This window comes from Marmoricola endophyticus, from assembly GCF_014644415.1.
In the GTDB taxonomy this organism is placed as follows: domain Bacteria; phylum Actinomycetota; class Actinomycetes; order Propionibacteriales; family Nocardioidaceae; genus Marmoricola; species Marmoricola endophyticus.
In genome coordinates this window covers 250,181-271,645 of the sequence record NZ_BMKQ01000002.1, presented here as the reverse complement: position 1 = coordinate 271,645, position 21,465 = coordinate 250,181, and the positions used below count along the sequence as shown (strand labels likewise).

Sequence of the window (21,465 nt, the reverse complement as noted above, 5' to 3'; positions counted from 1 at the left end):
CGCGGCGAACGGCCGCTGAGCCGGCGCGCGCGGGCGCCCGCACGCGCCGGGTCGGCTGCCGTCAGGCCGGGGCGGGCTGAGGAGTCCCCGCGACGGCGACCGGGGCCGGCGTGCCGGCGACCTCCGACTCCTCGCTGTTGAGCTCGCGCAGCCGCTCGCGGGAGAAGCCGAAGAACCAGGTCAGCGCGAAGCCGAAGACGTACGCGATCACCTCGCCGACGATGTAGACCCCGATCGCGGCCCCGATCCCCTGGTTGCCGTTGAGCAGCGGGATCATCGCCCACCCGCTGGGCCCGATCGCCGTCGAGCCGACGCTGGTGCCGAGCATGTTCATCGTGCTCATCCACGCCCCGGCCACGGCCGCGCCGCCACAGGCGGTGACGAACGGGCGGCCCAGCGGCAGCGTGACGCCGTAGATCAGCGGCTCGCCGACGCCGAGCAGACCGGCCGGGACGGCGGAGCGGATGGTGCGCCGGATCGAGGTGTTGCCGGGCAGGCGCGCGTAGACGGCCAGCGCGGCGCCGACCTGGGCGGCGCCGGCCATCGCCAGGATCGGGATCAGCACGGTCCAGCCGTCGGACTCGATCAGCGTCGTGTGGATGGGGATCAGCGCCTGGTGCAGGCCGAGCATCACCATCGGCAGGAACAGCCCGGCGAGGATGAAGCCGGTGAACGGACCGCCGTGCGCGAGCATCCAGGTCACGCCGTCGGCGATGCCGCCGGCGATCCAGCCCGCCAGGCTCATCAGGACCAGCAGGGTGACGAGTCCGGTGATCAGCACGGTGAGCGTCGGGACCACCAGCATCGCCAGCGAGTCCGGGCACCAGCGACGGATCCACCGCTCGAGGTAGACCGCGAGCAGCGCCGCCATCAGCGCACCGATCACGCCACCCTGCCCGGGCTGCAGCTGCTGGCCGAAGGCGCTGACGTCGGCCACGCCGGCGTACACCACGATGCCGGCGACGGCGCCGCCGATCACCGGTGTGCCACCGAACTCCCGCGCGGTGTTGATGCCGACGAAGACCGCGAGCAGGGACAGGAAGCCCTGCGAGATCGGGCCGAGGAGCGGAGGCATGCCGGAGAGCCACTCGGCCTGCCCACCGGTCACCAGGTTGGTGGCGAGGCCGCTGAGGCCGGCGATGATGCCGCAGGCGATGAGGGCCGGGATCAGCGGGACGAAGATGTTCGCGATCCGGCGCAGCGCGTTCTTCACGGGGGTGTCGTTGCGTCGCTTCTGCTCCGTACGCATCGCCTCGCCCCGCGCGGCCAGGGCGGTCGCCGAGTCGCCCCCACCCGCCGCGGAGCCCGAGGCCGCACCCGAGAGGGCTTCCTCCAGCTCCGCGGCGGTCCGGTCGACGAGACCGGGGCCGAGGACGATCTGCGTGGTCGCGCCCGGGACGACCCCGAGGACCTGGTCGAGAGCCTGCATCGCCTCGGCGTCGACGACGTCGGGGTCGGCGACGGTGACCCGCAGCCGGGTGATGCAGTTCTCGACCTCGCGCACGTTCCCGGCGCCGCCGAGGGCGCGCAGCAGGTGGTCGGCGAGCGGTGGGCGCTGGTTCATGGTGCTTCTCCTGCAGTGGTGGCGGGCGGGCTGGTCAGTCGGAGGAGTGCCGCGCGCAGGACGCCGCCCGCGTCGACCAGCGCCGCACGGGCGGTGTCGACGTCGACGCCTGCGACCAGCACGGCGATCGCGGTCTTCACCTCGCCACCCGCGTCGGCGAGGGCATCGTCGACCTCGTCGTCGGCGGCGCCGGTGGCGTCGTGCACGATCCGCCACGAGCGGGCGGTGAGCTTCTCGTTGGTCGCCCGCAGGTCGACCATGAGGTTGCCGTACGTCTTGCCCAGCCGGACCATCGTCAGCGTCGAGATCATGTTGAGCACGAGCTTCTGCGCGGTGCCCGACTTCATCCGCGTCGAGCCCGCCAGGACCTCGGGCCCGACCTCGACCTCGATCGCGACCTCGGCGGCGCGCCCGAGTGCGGAGTCGCGGTTGCAGGCCAGGCCGGCGGTGAACGCACCGACGTCACGGGCGCAGCGGACCGCAGCGAGGGCGTAAGGGGTGCGCCCGCTCGCGGAGATCCCCACCAGGCTGTCCGCGGGCCCGAGCCGCAGCGCCGCGACGTCCCGCTCGGCGAGCGTGGTGTCGTCCTCGGCGCCCTCGACCGCGGTGGTCAGCGCGGTCGGTCCGCCCGCGATCAGGCCGACGACCTGCGCCGGGTCGGTGTCGAAGGTGGGCGGGCACTCGCTGGCGTCGAGCACCCCCAGACGTCCGGCGGTCCCGGCGCCCGCGTAGACCAGGCGCCCGCCGCCGCGCATCCCCGCGGCGACCCGGTCGACCGCCTCGGCCACCTGCGGCAGCACCCGCTCGACCGCGGTGGCCACCGTCGCGTCGGCCGCGTTGACCAGCCGTGCGGCGGCGAGCGTGGGCAGGGCGTCGAGCCGGGCGAAGGCCGGGTCGACCCCTTCGGTCCCCAGAGCCGAGAGGGCCACGCGCAGGTCGCTCATCGGTAGCCTCCGCGCGAGACCCGGTCGGGGTGCCGCGCGCTGGTCGCGTCGTACGACGCCTCGAGCAGCGGCGCGGCGCGCGCGTGGTCGCGCTGGAGCACGCAGACGAAGAGCACGTCGACCACGAGCAGCTGCGCGGAACGGCTGCTCATCGCCGCGGGGCGCAGCCCGTCCTCCCCCTCGGCGACGCACACCAGCACGTGGTCGCAGGAGCGGGCCAGCACCGAGGAGGAGCGTGACGTGAGCGCGACCGTACGAGCACCGGTGGCGCTCGCACGCAGCAGCGGCTCCACCACGTCGACGGTCTCCCCGGAGTGCGAGACCCCGATGACGACGTCGTCCGCACGAGCGGCGACGCAGCTGGTGACAGCGTCGTGGAGGTCCGTGAGCGCTGCGCTGGGCAGGCCGACCCGCTCGAGCTTGCGGGCGAGGTCCTCGGCGACGGTGCCGGACGCACCGACGCCGACGACGAGCGTGCGACGCGCGGACACGACGGCATCGGCCACCGCTGCGACAGCGGTGTCGTCGAGCGCCGCCGCGGTCTCGTGCAGCGACCGCTCCAACCCGCCGAGCACCTTGGCCTTCACGGCCGCCGGGTCGTCGTCCAGGCCGATGTCACCGGTGATCCGCTCGCGGGCGCCCGCACTCTCGGCGGCCAGGGCGAGACGCAGGGCCGGGAAGCCGGTGTACCCCAGCCGCTGCGCCAGCCTCGTCACGGACGCCTCGCTGGTCCCAGCACGGACGGCGAGGTCGGCGATGCTCAGCCGGGCGGCGTTGTGCGGGTCGCCGAGCAGCAGACCCGCGACGCGCCGGGCCTGCTCGGGCAGGGCGTCGACCTCGGCCCGGAGCCGCGGCAGCACCGGAGCGACGAAATCTTGCGTGACATGGACCACGCGATGAAATTAACTTGCATCCGTGGCGGCGTCAACGAGCTCCGCCCCAGCAGCCGGCCGAGTCAGCGCCCGTCGTGGGCACCCTCGACGAGGACCTCGCCCATCTCGTCCCAGCCGTTGCCGTCGACCTGGCGGCTCACGATCTTCGGCGTCGCGACGAGCGCCTTGCCCATCTGCGCCGTCGCCCGGGTGAAGTGGGCGCTGCCCACGTGCTCCTCCGCGCCCTCGTCGGTGAACGCCTCGACGAGGACGAACTCGGCCGGGTCGTCAACGCTGCGCGACCACTCGAACCACAGGTTCCCGGGCTCGGCCCGGGTCGCGCTCGTGAAGTCCGCGACGAGGTCCAGCCAGCGCTCGGTCCACTCGGGGCGGGTGCGGAACTTGACCACGATGAGGTACATCGGCGCGACTCCTGGTGACGGGAGTGGGCGTAGCAGGGATCGAACCTGCGACATCTGCCTTGTAAGGGCAGCGCTCTACCGCTGAGCTATACGCCCCGGACCTGCGCACCGGCGACGTACGAGCCGGCCTGGGCAGCACCCTAGGTCAACCGCGCGCCGGGCGAAAAAAGAGTCACGACCGCCGGCGTCTCGGGTCACCAGCGGTCGTGACGAGCACTATCATGCCACCCGCCGGCACACGATCAAGTTGAACCGGCAACCTGTGGGGTAGCGGTCTAGTCCAGCACCCGCGGCCGCGGCTCGCCGGTCCCGTCGAGCTCGCGCACGGCGGCGGCGTGGGCGTCGAGGTCGCGAGCCTTCCCGACCGGGTTGTGCACGGCCCAGCGCACCAGGCCGTCCCGTCCGACCAGGAAGCTGGAGCGGTCGGCGCAGCCACGCGACTCGTCGAAGACCCCGAAGCGCCGGGCCACCTCCCCGTGGGGCCAGAAGTCGGAGAGCAGCGGGAAGAACAGCCCGTCGCGATCGGCCGCGGCACGCAGCGTGTAGACGGGGTCGCAGGACACGGTGAGCAGCGTGCAGTCGTCGGTCTCCAGCTCGCCGAGCCGATCGCGCAGACCGGTCAGCTCGCCGGAGCAGATCCCGGAGAACGCGAACGGGTAGAACACCACGAGCACCGCACGGTCCTCGGTCAGCCGACGCAGGTCGACGCTGCGTCGGTGCTGGTCCTCCAGCACCATCTCGGGCACCCGGTCCCCGACCTCCAGCCTGCTCACGCGGGCGAACCTAGTGCACGCGTCGTACGACGCCCCACCCCCGGGCAGGTGCGAGGACGGCTCAGTCGCCGTCACCCTCGGTCGTACCGTCCTCGTCGTCGTCCTTCAGCTCGCGCTTGAGGATCTTGCCGGTGGCGTTGCGGGGCAGCTCGTCGAGGAAGACCACGTCGCGCGGGACCTTGTAGCGCGCGAGGTTCTGCTTCACGTGGTCCTTGACGTCGTCCTCGCTCAGCGAGTCGTCGGAGCGTACGACGAACGCGCGGAGCCGCTGGCCGAACTCGTCGTCGTCGACCCCGATCGCCGCGACCTCGTCGACGCCGTCGTGCTTGGCGATCACGTCCTCGACCTCCTGGGGGAAGACGTTCTCGCCGCCGGAGACGATCATCTCGTCGTCGCGACCCTCGATGAACAGCCGGCCGTCCTCGTCGAACCGACCGATGTCGCCAGAGCTCATCAGCCCGTCGATCGAGTCCTTGGTGCCGCCGCCCGTGTAGCCCTCGAAGAGCATCGAGTTGCCCACGAAGATCCGGCCGGCCTCACCCTCGGGGACCTCGTGGTCGTCCTCGTCGAACAGCCGGACGACGGTGTTCACCGGCGGCCGACCCGCGGTGCCGGGCGCCGAGCGCAGGTCCTCGGGCGTGGCGATCGAGGCCCACGCGACCTCGGTGGAGCCGTAGGTGTTGTAGATGTTGTCGCCGAACTGGTCCATCCACTCGGTGGCCAGGTCGCCCGGCAGTGCGGATCCTGAGACCGCGACGACCTTGAGCCGCGAGAGGTCGACGGAGTCGCGGGTCGCCTCGGGCAGCCGCATGCTGCGCTGCAGCATCACCGGGATCACCGCGGCGGAGTCGCACCGCTCGTCGTCCAGCGTCCTCAGGAACTGCTCGGGGTCGAAGGTCCGCCGCAGGACGCAGGTCGTGCCCAGCAGCATCGCCAGCTGGAGGTGCGCCCATCCCCAGGTGTGGAACAGCGGCGCGGCGATGTGGCACCGCCACCCGGACCGCAGGGGGATCCGGGAGAGCAGGGCGACGGCGGCACCGAGGTTGCCGGCGCCGCGAGGAGCACCCTTCGGCGTGCCGGTGGTCCCGGAGGTGAGGATGACCGACCGGCCCGGGCTCGAGGGCGGCGTACGCGGGCCGGGGTCGCCGTCCTCGATCATCGCCTCCAGGGTGGTCCGGTCGCCGGCGCCCTCACCCGGGTCGTCGACCCAGGCGAGGACGCGCTGCTGGGAGACCCCGGCCTTGTCGATCAGCGCGTCGAACTCCTGGTCGTGGATGATCACGGCCGGCTTCTCGCGCTCGCAGACCTCACCGAGCTGCGGCGCGGCGAAGGCGGTGTTGAGGTAGAGCGCGTCGGCCCCGAGGCGCGCGATCCCCATGGCCGCGTCCAGGAAGCCACGGTGGTTGCGCACCAGCACGGCCACCGAGTCGCCCTCGGAGACGCCCATCTTCGCCAGGGAGTCCGCGACCGCGTTGCCCCGCTCGGCGACCTCGGCGTACGTCAGCTCGCCGAGCTCGTCGACGATCGCGACCCGGTCGGGGAAGCGTGCCGCGGTGGACCCGAAGCCCCCCGCGATGCCCATCCCCCACTGCTGCAGGCTGCGCAGGACCTTCGCCAGCGCGAGCGGCGAGTGAGGTCGTACGACCCCCGCCTGCGTGAGGACCTTGAGACTGACGGCCGGGGCCACGGCCTGCTGGGCGAGCTGGGACAGCTTGTCGGGCATCGGGCACCTCTCGTCGCGGTTACCGCGAAGTAAACCAAGCGGAGAGCGTGCCGGACACCCTGGTGCGAGCCACCCGGCTCGACCGGGGCCGCTCGTCAGCGGTTCTTCGGCGCGACCAGCTTGGTGGCCGCCCAGTCCTCGCCGATCGGCAAGGTGGTGGTGGTCGACAGGCCGGCCACCGGAGCGGCCTCGGTGATGTCGGCGGCGTCGACCTCGTGGTCGCGGCCCACCTTCGGGGTGAACAGCCAGACCACACCGCCGGCCTCGAGGTCGGTCAGCGAGTCGACCAGGGCGTCGACCAGGTCGCCGTCCCCGTCTCGCCACCAGAAGACGACGGCGTCGACCACGTTGCCGTACTCGCCGTCGACGAGGTCGGCATCGATGATGTCCTCGATCGAGACGCGCACCGCGTCGTCCACGTCGTCGTCCCAGCCCAGCTCCTGGACCACCATCCCGGGCTTGAAGCCCAGGCGCTCACCGGCGTGCAGGTCTGCTCCCCCTGCCGTCGCGCTCACCGTCTCGTCTGCCTTCCGATCGTCGGACATCTCGTGTGCCACCCGCGACGTGCGTCGCGTGCTGGGGACCAGTGCAACCGACACCCGTCGCCAGCGCAACCTGTGTCGTGCGGTTCGTTGCCGGATCGTGGCCCGCTCGGTCTACTCACGGGTAGATTCCGTCCGGCTCCGGGGAGTGCAACGATGAAGTGGTGAGCGACGACAACACCCAGTCCGACCAGCAGGCCGACACCCCGGCCCCCAGCGTCACCCCCGTCATCCACGAGGGCCTCCCCACGCAGCTCCCGGACATCGACCCCGAGGAGACCGGCGAGTGGGTCGACTCCTTCGACGACCTGATCGACAGCCGCGGTCGCGAGCGGGCCCGGTACGTCATGCTGCGCCTGCTGGAGCGGGCTCGCGAGCAGTCGGTCGGCGTGCCTGCGCTGCGCAGCACCGACTACATCAACACCATCGCTCCCGAGCGCGAGCCGTGGTTCCCCGGCGACGAGGAGGTCGAGCGCCGGATCCGCGCGTTCATCCGCTGGAACGCCGCCGTGACGGTCTCCGACGCCAACCGCAAGGGGCTCGAGGTCGGCGGCCACATCGCGACGTACCAGTCCAGCGCCTCGCTGTACGAGGTCGGCTTCAACCACTTCTTCAGGGGCAAGGACGCCCCCGGCGGCGGCGACCAGGTCTACATCCAGGGCCACGCCTCACCGGGCATCTACGCCCGCGCCTTCCTCGAGGGCCGGCTCACCGAGACCCAGCTGCGCCACTTCCGCCAGGAGGTCCAGCACGGCGTCGGCAAGGGGCTGCCGTCGTACCCGCACCCGCGGCTGATGCAGGACTTCTGGGAGTTCCCGACGGTCTCGATGGGGCTGACGGCGATCAACTCGATCTACCAGGCACGGTTCAACCGCTACCTGTCCAACCGCGGCATCAAGGACACCTCCGACCAGCACGTGTGGGCGTTCCTCGGTGACGGCGAGATGGCCGAGCCGGAGTCGCTCGGCGCGATCCGGGTCGCCGCGCGCGAGGAGCTCGACAACCTCACCTGGGTGGTCAACTGCAACCTGCAGCAGCTCGACGGGCCGGTCACCGGCAACGGCAAGATCATCCAGGAGCTGGAGGCCAACTTCCGCGGCGCCGGCTGGAACGTCATCAAGGTCGTCTGGGGCCGCGAGTGGGACCAGCTCCTCGCCAAGGACGTCGACGGCGTGCTGGTCAACAAGATGAACTCGACGCCGGACGGCGAGTTCCAGACGTACTCCGTCGAGTCCGGCGACTACGTCCGCGAGCACTTCTTCGGCACCGACCCGCGGCTGCGCGCGATGGTCGAGCAGATGTCCGACGACCAGATCCGCAAGCTGCCGCGCGGCGGCCACGACTACCGCAAGGTGTACGCCGCCTTCAAGCAGGCCAGCGAGCACGTCGGGCAGCCGACCGTGATTCTGGCCAAGACCATCAAGGGCTGGACGATCGACGCCCTGGAGGGCAAGAACGCCACCCACCAGATGAAGAAGCTGACCCCGGACGACCTGAAGAAGTTCCGGGACCGGCTCTACCTGCCGATCAGCGACCGCGAGCTCGACGACTACCACGAGCGCACCGGCATGGCCCCGCTGTTCCACCCCGGCCCGGACGCCCCGGAGACCGAGTACATGCTCGAGCGGCGCAAGCAGCTCGGCGGACCGGTCCCGAACCGCGTCGTGCGCGGCAAGGCGCTGAAGCTCCCCGGCGACGCCGTCTACGCCGAGCTGAAGAAGGGCGGCGGCAAGTCCAAGGTCGCCACGACGATGGCGGCGGTGCGACTGCTGCGCGACTGGATGAAGGACCCCGAGATCGGTCAGCGGGTCGTCCCCATCGCGCCGGACGAGTACCGCACGTTCGGCATGGACTCGATGTTCCCGAGCGCCAAGGTCTACAACCCGGCCGGTCAGCGGTACGACTCCGTGGACCGCAAGCTGCTGCTCGCCTACAAGGAGTCGACCTCGGGCCAGCTGCTGCACGAGGGGATCTCCGAGGCCGGCGCGATGGCGTCGGCGACCGCGGCGGGGTCGTCGTACTCCACCCACGGCGAGGCGATGATCCCGTTCTACATCTTCTACTCGATGTTCGGCTTCCAGCGCACCGGCGACTCGATCTGGGCGATGGCCGACCAGCTCGCCCGCGGCTTCCTGATCGGCGCGACCGCAGGGCGCACCACGCTGACCGGCGAGGGACTGCAGCACGCCGACGGGCACTCCCCGCTGCTGGCGGCGACCAACCCCGCGGTCGTGCACTACGACCCGGCGTTCGGCTACGAGGTCGGGCACATCATGCGCTCCGGCCTGGAGCGGATGTACGGCGCGACCGACGAGCACCCGCACGGCGAGGACGTGATCTTCTACCTCACCGTCTACAACGAGCCGGTGGACCAGCCCGCCGAGCCCGAGGACGTGGACGTCGACGGCATCCTGCGTGGGCTGCACCGGGTCGCGGACGCGCCGGAGGTCCCCGGGAACGGTGACGCACCCCGGGTCCAGCTGCTCGCCTCCGGCGTCGGCTTCCCGTGGGTCGCCAAGGCCCAGCAGCTGCTCGCCGAGGACTGGGGCGTCGCGGCCAGCACCTGGTCGGTGACGTCGTGGAACGAGCTCGCCCGCGACGCCGTCGCCACCGAGGAGTGGGCGATGGCCCACGCGACCGAGCAGCCGCGCACGCCGTACGTCACCCAGCGCCTCGCCGAGGCCGAGGGTCCCGTCGTCGCGGTCAGCGACTTCATGCGCGCGGTGCCGCTGCAGATCGGGCGCTGGGTGCCGGGCGACTACCACGTGCTGGGCACCGACGGCTTCGGCTTCGCCGACACCCGTCCGGCGGCGCGGCGCTTCTTCCGCGTCGACGCCGAGTCGGTCGTCGTCCAGGCCCTGCAGGCCCTCGCCGAGCGCGGCGAGGTCAAGCCGGAGACGGTGCAGGAGGCGTTCTCCCGCTACCGGATCGACGACCCGACCGCGGTGTCCGAGGTGGCCCAGGAGGGCGGCGACGCCTGAGTCTCGACGTACGCCGCCGGGGGCTCGCCGACCAGCGCCGTGAAGGCGCGGATCAGGTGCGACTGGTCGGCGTACCCGAGGCGGCCGGCGAGCTCCGCCCAGTCGACGGGCTCGTCGCCGTGGGCGGCCTCGGCGACGTCGAGGAGCCGGAAGCGCTGCACGACCCACTTGGGGCCGATGCCGACGTACTCGGTGAACCGGCGCTGCAGCGTGCGCAGACGGACGCCGGCCAGCGCGGCGACCTGGTCGGCCCGAGTGACCTCGCGGTCGTGCTCGACCAGGGCCACGAGGTGCCGCAGCTCGGCGACGCGCGGGTCGGGCACCACCGAGACGTCCTCCAGCCACGCGCCGAGCTCGCCGGCCGCGCTCTCGACGTCCACCGCAGGGTCCAGCAGGCGCTGCGCCACGGGTCGGTCGTCGAGGTCGAGGAGGTCGCCCAGCGCCGCCTCCCGGTCGCGCAGCGCACCGACGGCCGACCCCAGCAGGGGGCGGAAGCCGGCCGGGTGGAACGCCGCCGCGACCGTTCGCCCGGTGCCCACCAGGCGTCGGTCGAAGCGGGTGCTCGGCACACCCGTGACGACCAGCCGAGGCTGACCCGCGCGCCACTCGGCCGCGACGTGGACCACCGGTCGCGGGATCACGCTCTGGACGTACGGCTCCGGGCAGCGCCAGGAGACCCACCACAGGTAGTCGACGTGCTCCGCGAGACCCGGCGGCGGAGCCCCGCGTCCGATCTCGATGCGCCGGGTGGCGTCGCCGGGGCGCAGCACCCCGGCGGGAGTACGGCGCCCTCCGCCCTCGGACACGTGAACGACCCTACGACCTGACGCGTTCGTCCAAGACCCTTCACCGCGCTCGGCGGAGGCTGGCCGCATGACGAGCACCCGACTGGCCATGACCACCATCGACTGCGCGGACGTCGGCGCCGAGTCCGCGTTCTGGGCCGCCCTCCTGGAGCTGGAGGTCGTGGCGACCGACCACGAGAGCTACGCGATGCTCAGAGGCAGCGAGGGGCCCGCGCTCGGCTTCGGCCGGGTCGAGGGGTACGAGCCACCGCCGTGGCCGAACGAGGGCGGCACCAAGCAGTTCCACCTCGACGTCGCCGTCGCGGACGTCGCGGCCGCCGAGGCCCGCGCCGTCGAGCTCGGCGCCACGCTCGCCGACCCGCAGCCCGGCGAGACGTGGCGAGTGCTGCTGGACCCCGCGGGTCACCCGTTCTGCCTGACCGACGCGAGCAGCTGGGGCTGAGCCGGCTACGCCGACGCCCGGGAGCGGGTCGCCCGGGGCAGCGGGCGCAGCGGCCACTCGCCGGCCCGCTCACGGGTGGCCGGGAGGTTCGGCCCGTACGTCAGCAGCTCGCGCCAGTCCTCGCGGTCGTGGGTGGAGGGCTGGGTCGTACGCACGAAGTCCAGCAGCAGCCGGGCCACCTGCTCGGGGTGGTCGCGGTGCGGGAAGTGCCCTGCGTCCGCGACCAGCTCGACCTCCGCGCCGGGGGCGATCTGGCGGGCGATCTCGGCGTGCGAGGCCGGGATGACGTGGTCCTCGCTCCCCCAGATGACGCCCATCGGCATCGCCGCCGTGAGGTACGCCCGGTCCGCCATCGTGATCACCTGACCGCGCCAGTCGATGCACGCGCGCACGACGTGGCCGATCGCGGCCCGGGCGGCCGGGTCCCGGAACGAGTCGTAGATGTCGGCGACCTCGCCGAGGTCCCGCGTGGCACGCAGGCCCGACCGGGCCAGCAGGCGCAGCGCCGTCCCGTTGACGTGGCGCAGCCCGGGCAGGGTCAGCAGCCCCATCCACTGCCGGAAGAACGGCAGCGTGACCGCCCGGATCGCCGGGCTGACCTCGGGGCCGATGCCGCCGGGGGCGATCAGCACCATCCGCTCGGTGCGCTCGGGGTACTGGTAGGCGAACTGCATCGCCACCCCGCCACCGAGGCTGTGCCCCACGACCGTGCAGGTCTCGACGCCGAGCACGGTGAGCAGGTCGCGCATCGCGTTGGCGTAGCCGCCGATCGAGTAGTCCGCCCGCGGCTTGGCCGACTGCCCGTGGCCGAGCAGGTCCGGCGCGATGACGGTGAACTCCTCGGCGAGCCGGTCGATCACCGGGTCCCAGGTCGTGTGGTCGCAGCCCAGCCCGTGCAGCAGCAGGAGCACCGGGCCGCTGCCCGCCTGGACGTACGCCCGCTCGTGACCGTGGATGACCAGGCGACGCACCGGGTGGGAGGACATGCGTCCCAGCACACCACACGGACGCCTCGGCTGCGGGCTTTCCCCTTGCCTGCTTGGCAGAACCGTCCATGAGGAGAGCTCCACCCGGGGGTGACGGGTGGCCGGCCGCCCACCGTCCCCAGTGCGCCCGTCCGACCACGCCGTACTGTCGGAACGTGACAACCGCGACACCACCGCCCGACGTCCGCCCGGAGACCTTCGAGCGGCTCCGCGCGGCCGTCGGGCAGCTCAGCACCGAGGCGGTCCGGCGGATGGACCGGGACATGAGCTGGTTCCGTGACCTGGACGCGCAGGAGCGGACCTGGATCGGCTCGATCGTGCAGGCGGGCGTGGCGGCCTTCGTCGACTGGTACACCGCGCCGCACGAGCACGGCGAGGCGGCCGAGCTGAGGGCGCAGGTCTTCGGCAACGCACCACGCGCGTTCGCTGGTCGCATCACGCTGCAGCGGACGGTGGCGATGGTGCGCCTGACGATCGACGTCGTCGAGGCCAACCTGGTCCAGGTGCTCGGCGAGGAGGACGCCCGGCCCGTCCTCGAGGCGGTCACCCGCTACGGCCGCGAGGTCGCCTTCGCGACCGCCGAGGTGTACGCCCGCGCCGCCGAGCTCCGCGGCGCGTGGGACGCCCGGCTCGAGGCGCTGGTCGTCGACTCCGTGCTGCGCGGCGAGACCGAGGCCGAGGTCGAGTCCCGGGCCAGTGCGCTGGGCTGGGAGGAGGGTCGCGTGGTGGTGCTCGTCGGCCCGATCCCCCCGGCGCGCCGGGGCCAGGTGACCGAGGACGCCCGGCGCGTCGCGCAGGACCACGACGTCCGCGTGCTGTGCGCCGTGCAGGGCGACCGGCTGGTGATCATCGTGGGGAGGCTGTCCGACCGCGGACCGCTGGACGCGCTCGCCGCGGTGTTCGGGGAGGGCCCGGTCGTCGTCGGGCCGGCCGTCGAGGGGCTCAACGAGGTGCCCGTCAGCGCGGACGCCGCGCTCGCCGGCTACCGCTCCGCGCCGGGCTGGTACGACGCACCGCGTCCGGTCGCCGCCGACGACCTGCTCCCCGAGCGCGCGCTGAGTGGTGACGAGCGGGCGCGACGTCACCTGGTCGAGGAGATCCACGCCCCGCTCGTCGCCGCCGGCGGGTCGGTGCTGGACACGCTCGCCGCCTACCTCGAGGGCGGGCGCTCGCTGGAGGGGACCGGCCGAGCCCTCTTCGTGCACGCCAACACCGTGCGCTACCGGCTGCGTCGCGCCCACGAGGTCTCGGGGCTCGACCCCGCGGACGCCCGGGACGCGTACACGCTCCGGGTCGCGCTGACCGTCGGCCGGCTCGTTGCCGACGGCCGCGGCCCGAGCACTGATTTGTAGGTTCCCTACAAGAAACCACCGGGCGACTCTGTCGGCGACGGATGCGTCGACCTCGCCCGCCCCCGGGCAGCATGGACCTCGTGCTGATCGTCGTCGCCCCCGGCCAGGGGGCCCAGTCCCCCGGCTTCCTCGAGCCGTGGCTGGAGGACCCGGACTTCGCCCAGCGGCTGGGCTGGCTCGGCACCGTGGCCGACCTAGACCTGGTCCACTACGGCACGAAGGCGGACGCCGAGACGATCCGGGACACCGCGATCGCCCAGCCGCTGCTGGTCGCGACCGGCCTGGTGGCCGCGCTGGCCCTGTTCCCCCACCCGGCCGACGCGTTCGGCAAGATCGGGGCCGTCGCGGGCCACAGCGTCGGCGAGCTCACCGCGGCCGCGGGTGCGCGGGCGATCACGGCCGAGCAGGCCATGGTCCTCGTACGCGAGCGGGGCCGGGCCATGGCGCGGGCCGCCGAGGCGACGCCCACGGGGATGACTGCCGTGCTCGGCGGCGACGCCGATGAGGTGCTCGCGGTGCTGGAGCGCCACGGGCTCACCCCCGCCAACGTCAACGCGGCCGGCCAGGTCGTCGCCGCCGGCACCACGGAGCAGCTCCAGGCCCTCGCGGACGACCCGCCCGCCAAGGCCCGGCTCAGTCCCCTCTCCGTCGCCGGCGCCTTCCACACCGAGCACATGGCGCCCGCCGTCGACGTGATGGCCTCGCTGGCCCGCGGTGTCTCGACGCACGACGCCCGCATCCCCGTCATCTCCAACGCCGACGGCACCGTCGTCCACGACGGCCGCGACGTCGTGCGCCGCATCGTGCGACAGGTCGCCAACCCGGTCCGGTGGGACCTGTGCCAGGAGACGATGACCGACCTCGGGGTCACCGGCATCCTCGAGATGCCGCCCGCCGGCACGCTGACCGGCATCGCGCGCCGCGCCCTCAAGGGCGTCGAGACGTTCGCGCTCAAGACCCCCGACCAGCTCGACGACGCCCGTGCCTTCTGCGAGAAGCACGGCGAGTCGGCCCACCTGGACACCTCCCCCACGTGGCGGCTCCTGGTCTCCCCCACCAAGGGCACGTTCGTCCGCGCCGAGGGCGCAGGGGAGGCCGCGTCGTTCGCCCCCGAGACGAGCATCGGCGTCGTCCGGGCCCGGCGCGAGGAGACCCCCGTCAACGCGCCGTACGGCGGCTCGGTCGTGGAGTGGCTCGTCGAGGACGGCGACCTGGTCTCGCCGGGTCAGCCGCTGCTGCGCCTGCACCCGGACGGGGTCGCCTGATGCGGCTGCGCGAGACGCCCACCACCAGCAGCGCGGTCCTCGGCGTCGGGTCGTACCGGCCGAGCCGGGTCGTGCCGAACGCCGAGATCGTCGAGAGGATCGACTCCAGCGACGAGTGGATCCAGCAGCGGTCCGGGATCGTCGAGCGGCGCTTCGCCACCGACGACGAGACGGTCGTCTCGATGGCGGTGGCCAGCGCCCGGCAGGCGCTCGAGGAGGCCGGGGTCGACGCGGCGCAGGTCGACTGCGTCGTCGTCGCGACGGTGTCGCACTTCCTGCAGACCCCCTCCGCGGCCAGCATGATCGCCTTCGAGCTCGGCACCGAGCGGGCCGCGGCGTTCGACATCTCCGCGGCGTGCGCCGGCTTCTGCCACGGCGTGGCCCTCGCCTCGGACATGGTCCGCGGCGGCAGCGCCCGGCACGTCCTGGTGATCGGCGTCGAGAAGCTCTCCGACCAGACCGACCCCACCGACCGCGGGAGCGCCTTCATCTTCGCCGACGGCGCCGGCGCCGTGGTCGTCGGTCCCAGCGAGGAGCCCGGCATCAGTCCCGTCGTGTGGGGCTCCGACGGCGAGCAGTACGACCTCATCCGCTCCCGCGAGGACTGGCGCGACGTCCTGGCGGCCGACGAGCCGCGGATGCCGCACCTGGTGATGCAGGGCAACGCGGTCTTCCGCTGGGCGTCGTACGAGATGGCCAAGGTGGCGCGCGAGACGATCGCCGCCGCCGGGATCACGGTCGAGGACCTCGACCTGTTCGTCCCCCACCAGGCCAACATGCGCATCACCGACGCCATGGCGCGCGCCCTCAAGCTCCCCGAGCACGTCCGCATCGCCCGCGACATCGCCCACCAGGGCAACACCTCGGCGGCGTCGATCCCCCTCGCGCTGCGCGCGATGCTCGACGACGGCACGGCCCGCTCGGGCGACCTCGCGCTGATCATCGCCTTCGGCGCCGGCCTGGCGTACGCCGCCCAGGTCGTCCGGGTCCCCTGATCCCCCCTGATCCCCCCTGATCCCCCCTGATCCCATCAAGTCGCACCACCCACCAGAGAGGAACCGTTCGCACATGGCTACCACCGAGGAGATCCGCGCCGGCCTGGCCGAGCTCGTCAACGAGGTCACCGGCCTCGACGCCGACGAGGTCCAGCTGGACAAGTCGTTCACCGAGGACCTCGACGTCGACTCACTGTCCATGGTCGAGATCGTCGTGGCCGCCGAGGAGAAGTTCGGCGTGACCATCCCCGACGACCAGGTGAAGAACCTCAAGACCGTCGGCGACGCCGTGTCGTACATCGAGGGCCAGTCCTGAGCCACCGCTGAGCCCGTCGTCCCACCACGTCCGCAGCAGAACAGGAGCTCCCATGAGCAGGACCCGCGTCGTCGTGACCGGCCTGGGCACCACCAACCCCCTCGGGGGTGACGTCGCCTCCACATGGGAGGCGATGCTCGCCGGCCGCTCCGGCGTCCGCCGGCTCACCGAGGACTGGGCGGCGGACCTGCCGGTGAAGATCGCCGCGCAGGTCGCCGTCGACCCCACCGAGGTCCTGGACCGGGTCAAGGCCCGCCGGCTCGACCGTACGTCCCAGCTCGCGCTGGTCGCGGCGGCCGAGGCGTGGGCCGACAGCGGCCTGGACCAGGCGGAGCTGGACGGCGAGCGGGTCGGCGTGGCGATGGCCTCGGGCATCGGCGGGGTCCAGACCCTGCTGAGCAACTACGACGCGCTCAAGGAGAAGGGTCCGCGGCGGGTCTCCCCGCTCGCGGTCCCGATGCTGATGCCGAACGCGCCCGCCGCGCAGGTCAGCCTGCTGATCGGCGCGCGGGCGGCGGTGAACACCCCCGTCTCGGCGTGCGCCTCGGGCAACGAGGGCGTCGCCCTGGCCGCGGACCAGATCCGCCTCGGCCGGGCCGACGTCGTCGTCGCCGGGGGCACCGAGGCGGCGATCCACCCGCTGCCGATGGCGGCCTTCGCCAACATGATGGCGCTGTCCAAGACCGGCAGCGAGGACGGCGGCGACCCGACGACGGTCTCCCGTCCCTGGGACACCGCCCGCGACGGCTTCGTCCTCGGTGAGGGCGCCGGCGCGCTGGTGCTGGAGTCGTACGAGCACGCCGTCGCCCGCGGCGCGACGATCTACGCCGAGGTGCTCGGCGCCGGGATCACCGCCGACGGCCACGACATCGCCCAGCCCGACCCCGAGGGCCGCGGCGGCACCCGCGCGATCGCCCGCGCGCTGGAGGAGTCCGGCATCAGCCCGGCCGACGTCGTGCACGTCAACGCGCACGCGACGTCCACGCCGCAGGGCGACGTGGCCGAGGGGCTGATGCTGCACACGACGCTCGGCAAGCACGTCGAGGACGTCGTGGTCACCTCGACGAAGTCGATGACCGGGCACCTGCTCGGCGGGGCCGGCGCGCTGGAGTCGGTGGCCACGGTGCTCGCCATCCGCGACCGCACCTCCCCGCCGACCATCAACCTCGACTCCCAGGACCCCTTGGTCGAGCTGGACATCGCGACCACCGCCCGCGACCTGCCGTCCGGGGACGTCGCGGCGCTGAACAACTCCTTCGGCTTCGGAGGTGCCAACGTGGCCGTCCTGTACGGGAGCATCTGATGACCGCGACCGCCGCCGCGCCCCAGGGCCGGCCGGCCGCACCGGCCAAGCCGCCGCGCGAGGAGGACCCGCGCTACCCCCTCAACCGGCTCGGAGCCCTGCTGGACGAGGGCACCGTCGAGCTGCTGACCCCGGTCGACGACTCGGGGATGCTGGCCGTCTTCGGCCGGATCCGCGGCAAGAGCGTGGTCGCCTTCTGCTCCGACCCGACCGTGATGGGCGGCGCGATGGGCGCCGACGGCTGCAAGGTCGTCGTGGCGGCGTACCAGCGCGCGCTGACCGACCGGATCCCGATCATCGGCCTGTGGCACTCCGGCGGCGCCCGCCTGGCCGAGGGTGTGCTCTCCCTGCACGCCGTGGGTGAGATCTTCCGGGCGATGACCCACGCCTCCGGCGTGATCCCCCAGGTCTCGATCGTGCTGGGCCCGGCCGCCGGCGGGGCCGCGTACGGCCCTGCCCTGACCGACGTGGTCGTCCTCGGCCCGGAGGGCCGGATCTTCGTCACCGGCCCTGACGTCGTGCGCTCGGTGACCGGTGAGGACGTCGACATGGCTCGTCTGGGCGGCCCCGAGCCGCACGGGCGACGCTCCGGCGTCGTCCACGTGCTGGCCGAGACCGAGGCCGAGGCGATCGAGCGTGGCGGGACGATCGCCTGGCTGCTCGGCGCCCAGGGCACCCTCGACGTGGACGCCGTCGAGGACCGTGACCTCGCCGGGCTGCTGCCCGAGTCGGTCAAGCGCGCGTACGACGTGCACCCGCTCGTCGAGTCGGTCCTCGACGAGGGCACGGCGCAGGAGCTGCACGCCAAGTGGGCGCCCAACATCGTCACCGCCCTCGGCCGCTTCGGCGGGCGGACCACCGGCGTCGTGGCCAACAACCCGCTGCGCCTTGGCGGCTGCCTGGACTCGGCGTCGGCGGAGAAGGCCTCCCGCTTCGTGCGGATGTGCGACGCGTTCGGCGTGCCGCTGATCGTCCTGGTCGACGTCCCGGGCTACCTGCCCGGCGTGGGACAGGAGTGGGACGGCGTCGTGCGCCGCGGCGCGAAGCTGCTGCACGCGTTCGGCGAGTGCGTCGTACCCCGGGTCACCGTCGTCACCCGCAAGACGTACGGCGGGGCGTACATCGCGATGAACTCCCGTGCCCTCGGCGCCACCAAGGTGCTCGCCTGGCCCGGCGCCGAGATCGCCGTGATGGGCGCCGTCGCCGCGATCCGCATCCTGCACCGCCGCAAGCTGGCCGAGGTCGCCCCCGACGCACGCCCTCAGGTCGAGGCCGAGCTGGCCGAGGAGCACACGCGGATCGCCGGCGGGGTCGAGAAGGCCGTCGAGATCGGCGTCATCGACGAGGTGGTCGACCCAGGCCGTACCCGTAGCTCCATCGCGGTCGCGATCCGCGAGGCCGGCCTCGTCACCCGCGGTCGCCACGGCAACATCCCGCTGTAGGTACGGGCCTGCGGGTCGCACCTGCCCCGTTGAGTAGTCAGTTCCGCTGGCTCGAGTCGTCACTTCTGCAGGGGATCACCGGCAGAAGGCGCAACTCGGACCAGCAGAACGCACCACTCGACCCGGTAGGGGGCACCACTCAACGCAGGACGGTACGGAAGAACGCCGACGTACGGTCCATGAACACCGGCCACCGGCGCTCGAAGTGGTGGCGCTCGCCGCGGTAGGCGTATGTCGCCACGGGGGTGCCCTGCGCACGCAGCTCCGTGGCGGTGCGCTCGCTCCAGCCGATCGGGCAGATCCGGTCGGCCGTGCCGTGGTGGATCGAGACCGGCATGGTGCCGAGCCGGTCGAGGTACGACGACACGCTCGCGGCGTGCCAGAGGGCCGGTCGCGTCCGCGAAGTCCCGTACGACGCCCGCACCCGCGCGGCGAGTGCGGTGCCGGGGCGTACCCAGCGCCGCGCGTTCGCCGCGGCGTCGGCGCTCACCGAGCTGTAGAGCAGCAGGCCGCGGAACCAGCCCGGCCGGGCCACCGCCGCCTGCAGCGCGACTCCGCCGCCCATGGAGCGGCCGAGGAGCGCGGTCCGGGACAGGTCGACCTGCGGCAACCGGGCGCGGCGCAGTGCGACCACCGCGTCGAGCAGGTCCTCGGGGTAGCCCAGCGGGTGCGCGACCGGGGTGCCCGCCTCGACGTCCGAGCCGCCCCAGTTGCGGTAGTCCGGGTGCAGCACCACGAAGCCCTGCTCGCCGAGCCGGCGCTCCTCGCGCGACGTGCCGGAACCGAGCGTGTACCGGCCGGGCAGGGCGAACCCGTGGGCGACCACGACGACCGGGTGCCGACCGCCGCCGCGAGGCAGGGTCAGCGCCCCGGTCAGCCGGAGCCCGTCGCCGCGGTAGCTGATCGCCCAGCGGTCGAAGCGCGCCGTGCGGTCCAGCAGCCGGTCCAGCGACAGGTCCCGGCCGTCGGCGCGGTGCCGCACCAGCGCCGGGACGTCGACGAGGGTGAACGGCGTGCTGGTGTCGTCGTGCGCGCCGTGGACGACCGGCGCGACCGGTGAGCGGTCCGGGCCCGCGCTGGCCGTGACGCCGGCGAGCACGAGCAGCGCGACCACGAAGGTCGCGACGGCGGGGACCGCCGCGGAGAGTCTGACCCGAGATCGCACGGGACCATCATCCCCCGCCGATCACGAGTCCGGTGACCGAACCCGGGAACGATCCTCAGCCCACGTGGTGCAACCACCGCACCGCAGCGCCGTCGCCGGCGTGGCGGAAGGTCTCGAGCTCGTCGTCCCACGGCTTGCCGAGCAGCTTGTCGATCTCGCGCGGCAGCGTCGTCTCCCCGAGCGCCGCCTTGACCACGGCCGCCTTGAGCCGGTCCTCGGGGATCATCACGTCGCCGTGCAGCCCGGTCACGGCGTGGAAGATGCCCAGCGACGGGGTGTACGAGAAGCGGGCGCCCTCCGAGCGGGCGGTCGGCTCCTCGGTGATCTCGAAGCGCAGCTGGTCCCAGCCGCGCAGCGCGGAGGCGACCCCGGAGGCGGTCCCGATGTCGCCGGTCCAGGAGAACTCCGCGCGCTGCGTCGCGGTCTGCGCAGGCTGGGAGCTCCAGTCGAAGGCGACGGAGGCGCCGAGCACGCCGGAGGTGGCCCACTCCACGTGCGGGCACAGCGCGGCAGGGGCCGAGTGGACGTACAGGACCCCACGGGTAGCACTGGACACGGTGACCTCCTCATCTGCGACGTCGAGCGACGCCTTCCCCAGCGGTCTCGCTCGCAGACGATTCGGGACGGGTGTGACCGGTGAACCGAACTGGGTCCATTGTGGAGCATCGGGCGCCGGAATACCAGCGTTGCGCGTCGGTCGCTACGAGGCGTTCTGCCCGAGGCGTACGACGGGCGAGCCGAGGACGTTGCCGTGGTCGAGGACCGCGCCGACGAAGCCGCCGGAGGGGTCGGTGTCGTCGAAGGCCACGTCGTGCGCGGTCGCCACCACGACGGTGATGTTGTCGCCACCGCCCGCCCGCAGGGCGTGCTCGACCAGCAGGTCGGCGGCCCGACCGTCGGGCTGGCCGTCCAGCGCCGCGGCGATCGCCCCTGGAGGCACGAGGTCGCTGAGCCCGTCGCTGCACAGCAGCAGGCGGTCCCCGGGGCGCACGCCCAGCGTCGTGATCTCGACCCCCTGGCTCCGCTCGGCGTTGATGCTGCGGACGACGACGTGGCGCCACGGGTGCTGCTCGGCCTCGTCGGCGGTGAGCTCGCCCGCGGCGACGGCCTCCTGGACCCAGGTGTGGTCGGTCGTGACCTGGCGCAGCTCACCGGCACGGAGCTGGTAGGCCCGGGAGTCTCCGACGTACGCCAGCGCGCAGCGGTACCCGTCGGTCAGCAGTGCGGTGAGCGTGGTCGCCATGCCCGTAAGGTCCGGGCGCTCGCGCACCCCGTCCGCGAGGAGGCCGCGACTCTCCTCGACGGCCTGCTCGAGGACGCCGGAGGGCCGCAGGCCGACCCGGGCGAGCGACTGACGAGCGACCGTCCAGGCGGTGGTCGCCGAGGCGACCTCTCCCCCGGCGTTGCCGCCGACCCCGTCGGCCACGAGCAGCAGCGTCGAGGAGACGAAGCCCGAGTCCTCGTTGCCGTGGCGCACCAGACCGGACTCCGAGCGGGCGTCACCGGTGAAGCGAAGCACGGGGCCCCCTCTCGCCGGCGCGGGCGTCGTACGACGTCAACGCCGGACGGCAC

At 73.0% G+C, this 21,465-nt stretch carries 20 protein-coding genes and 1 tRNA gene; 8 read left to right on the top strand and 13 right to left on the bottom strand.

All coding sequences use genetic code 11. The features are described 5' to 3' along the window. Positions 1-61: 61 nt before the first annotated feature. The 8 genes from IEX42_RS17900 to IEX42_RS17865 form a co-directional block, all read right to left on the bottom strand. Positions 62-1,564: a PTS transporter subunit EIIC gene (locus IEX42_RS17900; RefSeq protein ID WP_188781430.1), complete on the bottom strand. Its 1,503-nt coding sequence runs from the start codon at positions 1,562-1,564 to the stop codon at positions 62-64. Then, complete coding sequence (gene murQ, locus IEX42_RS17895) at positions 1,561-2,508, bottom strand: N-acetylmuramic acid 6-phosphate etherase (RefSeq protein WP_188781429.1); 948 nt, start codon at positions 2,506-2,508, stop codon at positions 1,561-1,563. Before murQ ends, IEX42_RS17900 begins: the two co-directional genes overlap by 4 nt. Continuing rightward, positions 2,505-3,401 (bottom strand): MurR/RpiR family transcriptional regulator, encoded by an 897-nt coding sequence (locus IEX42_RS17890; protein WP_188781428.1) that lies wholly within the window; start codon positions 3,399-3,401, stop codon positions 2,505-2,507. Before IEX42_RS17890 ends, murQ begins: the two co-directional genes overlap by 4 nt. A 62-nt stretch (positions 3,402-3,463) precedes the next feature. Next, positions 3,464-3,802: a putative quinol monooxygenase gene (locus IEX42_RS17885; RefSeq protein ID WP_188781427.1), complete on the bottom strand. Its 339-nt coding sequence runs from the start codon at positions 3,800-3,802 to the stop codon at positions 3,464-3,466. Positions 3,803-3,826: 24 nt separating this feature from the next. Then, a tRNA-Val gene (locus tag IEX42_RS17880) sits at positions 3,827-3,898 on the bottom strand. Positions 3,899-4,077: 179 nt separating this feature from the next. Then, the gene (locus IEX42_RS17875; RefSeq protein WP_229661035.1) at positions 4,078-4,575 is read right to left on the bottom strand and encodes a redoxin domain-containing protein; all 498 of its coding nucleotides are present in this window, start codon (positions 4,573-4,575) and stop codon (positions 4,078-4,080) included. 61 nt (positions 4,576-4,636) lie between these two features. Continuing rightward, positions 4,637-6,298 (bottom strand): AMP-binding protein, encoded by a 1,662-nt coding sequence (locus IEX42_RS17870; RefSeq protein WP_188781426.1) that lies wholly within the window; start codon positions 6,296-6,298, stop codon positions 4,637-4,639. A 95-nt stretch (positions 6,299-6,393) separates the two neighbouring features. Then, positions 6,394-6,813: a DUF3052 domain-containing protein gene (locus tag IEX42_RS17865; protein WP_188781425.1), complete on the bottom strand. Its 420-nt coding sequence runs from the start codon at positions 6,811-6,813 to the stop codon at positions 6,394-6,396. 191 nt (positions 6,814-7,004) lie between these two features. Between IEX42_RS17865 and aceE the strand changes: the two genes are divergently transcribed. Further along, entirely contained in the window at positions 7,005-9,821 is a 2,817-nt protein-coding gene (aceE, locus tag IEX42_RS17860) for a pyruvate dehydrogenase (acetyl-transferring), homodimeric type (protein ID WP_188781424.1), read from the top strand. On the opposite strand, the gene IEX42_RS17855 is transcribed toward aceE, so the two are convergent. Continuing rightward, entirely contained in the window at positions 9,761-10,627 is an 867-nt protein-coding gene (locus IEX42_RS17855) for a helix-turn-helix domain-containing protein (RefSeq protein ID WP_188781423.1), read from the bottom strand. The genes aceE and IEX42_RS17855 overlap by 61 nt on opposite strands. 67 nt (positions 10,628-10,694) lie before the next feature. Between IEX42_RS17855 and IEX42_RS17850 the strand changes: the two genes are divergently transcribed. Further along, positions 10,695-11,069 (top strand): VOC family protein, encoded by a 375-nt coding sequence (locus IEX42_RS17850; RefSeq protein WP_188781422.1) that lies wholly within the window; start codon positions 10,695-10,697, stop codon positions 11,067-11,069. A 5-nt stretch (positions 11,070-11,074) separates the two neighbouring features. On the opposite strand, the gene IEX42_RS17845 is transcribed toward IEX42_RS17850, so the two are convergent. After that, a complete protein-coding gene (locus tag IEX42_RS17845; protein ID WP_188781421.1) occupies positions 11,075-12,055 on the bottom strand; it encodes an alpha/beta fold hydrolase in 981 nt (326 codons plus the stop codon). A gap of 155 nt (positions 12,056-12,210) precedes the next feature. Here IEX42_RS17845 and IEX42_RS17840 point away from each other — a divergent pair, with 155 nt between their 5' ends. The 6 genes from IEX42_RS17840 (at position 12,211) to IEX42_RS17815 (ending at position 18,728) form a co-directional block, all read left to right on the top strand. Further along, entirely contained in the window at positions 12,211-13,407 is a 1,197-nt protein-coding gene (locus IEX42_RS17840; RefSeq protein ID WP_229661034.1) for a PucR family transcriptional regulator, read from the top strand. A gap of 80 nt (positions 13,408-13,487) precedes the next feature. Next, complete coding sequence (locus IEX42_RS17835) at positions 13,488-14,672, top strand: acyltransferase domain-containing protein (RefSeq protein WP_188781419.1); 1,185 nt, start codon at positions 13,488-13,490, stop codon at positions 14,670-14,672. Beyond that, positions 14,672-15,667 (top strand): beta-ketoacyl-ACP synthase III, encoded by a 996-nt coding sequence (locus IEX42_RS17830; protein ID WP_188781418.1) that lies wholly within the window; start codon positions 14,672-14,674, stop codon positions 15,665-15,667. Before IEX42_RS17835 ends, IEX42_RS17830 begins: the two co-directional genes overlap by 1 nt. A gap of 73 nt (positions 15,668-15,740) precedes the next feature. Beyond that, positions 15,741-15,983 (top strand): acyl carrier protein, encoded by a 243-nt coding sequence (locus IEX42_RS17825; protein WP_188781417.1) that lies wholly within the window; start codon positions 15,741-15,743, stop codon positions 15,981-15,983. Between the two features lie 52 nt (positions 15,984-16,035). Beyond that, positions 16,036-17,286 (top strand): beta-ketoacyl-[acyl-carrier-protein] synthase family protein, encoded by a 1,251-nt coding sequence (locus IEX42_RS17820; RefSeq protein WP_188781416.1) that lies wholly within the window; start codon positions 16,036-16,038, stop codon positions 17,284-17,286. Beyond that, positions 17,286-18,728 (top strand): acyl-CoA carboxylase subunit beta, encoded by a 1,443-nt coding sequence (locus IEX42_RS17815; RefSeq protein WP_188781415.1) that lies wholly within the window; start codon positions 17,286-17,288, stop codon positions 18,726-18,728. The genes IEX42_RS17820 and IEX42_RS17815 overlap by 1 nt, the downstream gene beginning before the upstream one ends. Positions 18,729-18,867: 139 nt before the next feature. Here IEX42_RS17815 and IEX42_RS17810 read toward each other — a convergent pair whose 3' ends face one another. The 3 genes from IEX42_RS17810 to IEX42_RS17800 all read right to left on the bottom strand — a co-directional run bounded on the left by IEX42_RS17810 (position 18,868) and on the right by IEX42_RS17800 (position 21,412). Next, positions 18,868-19,893 carry an alpha/beta hydrolase family protein gene (locus IEX42_RS17810; RefSeq protein ID WP_188781414.1) on the bottom strand — a complete coding sequence of 342 codons (1,026 nt, stop codon included), beginning with the start codon at positions 19,891-19,893 and terminating at the stop codon, positions 18,868-18,870. Between the two features lie 55 nt (positions 19,894-19,948). Further along, positions 19,949-20,449 carry a DUF3145 domain-containing protein gene (locus IEX42_RS17805; protein ID WP_188781413.1) on the bottom strand — a complete coding sequence of 167 codons (501 nt, stop codon included), beginning with the start codon at positions 20,447-20,449 and terminating at the stop codon, positions 19,949-19,951. Positions 20,450-20,593: 144 nt separating this feature from the next. Then, positions 20,594-21,412, bottom strand: a complete 819-nt coding sequence (locus tag IEX42_RS17800; protein WP_188781412.1) for a PP2C family protein-serine/threonine phosphatase — start codon at positions 21,410-21,412, stop codon at positions 20,594-20,596. Positions 21,413-21,465 lie beyond the last annotated feature (53 nt).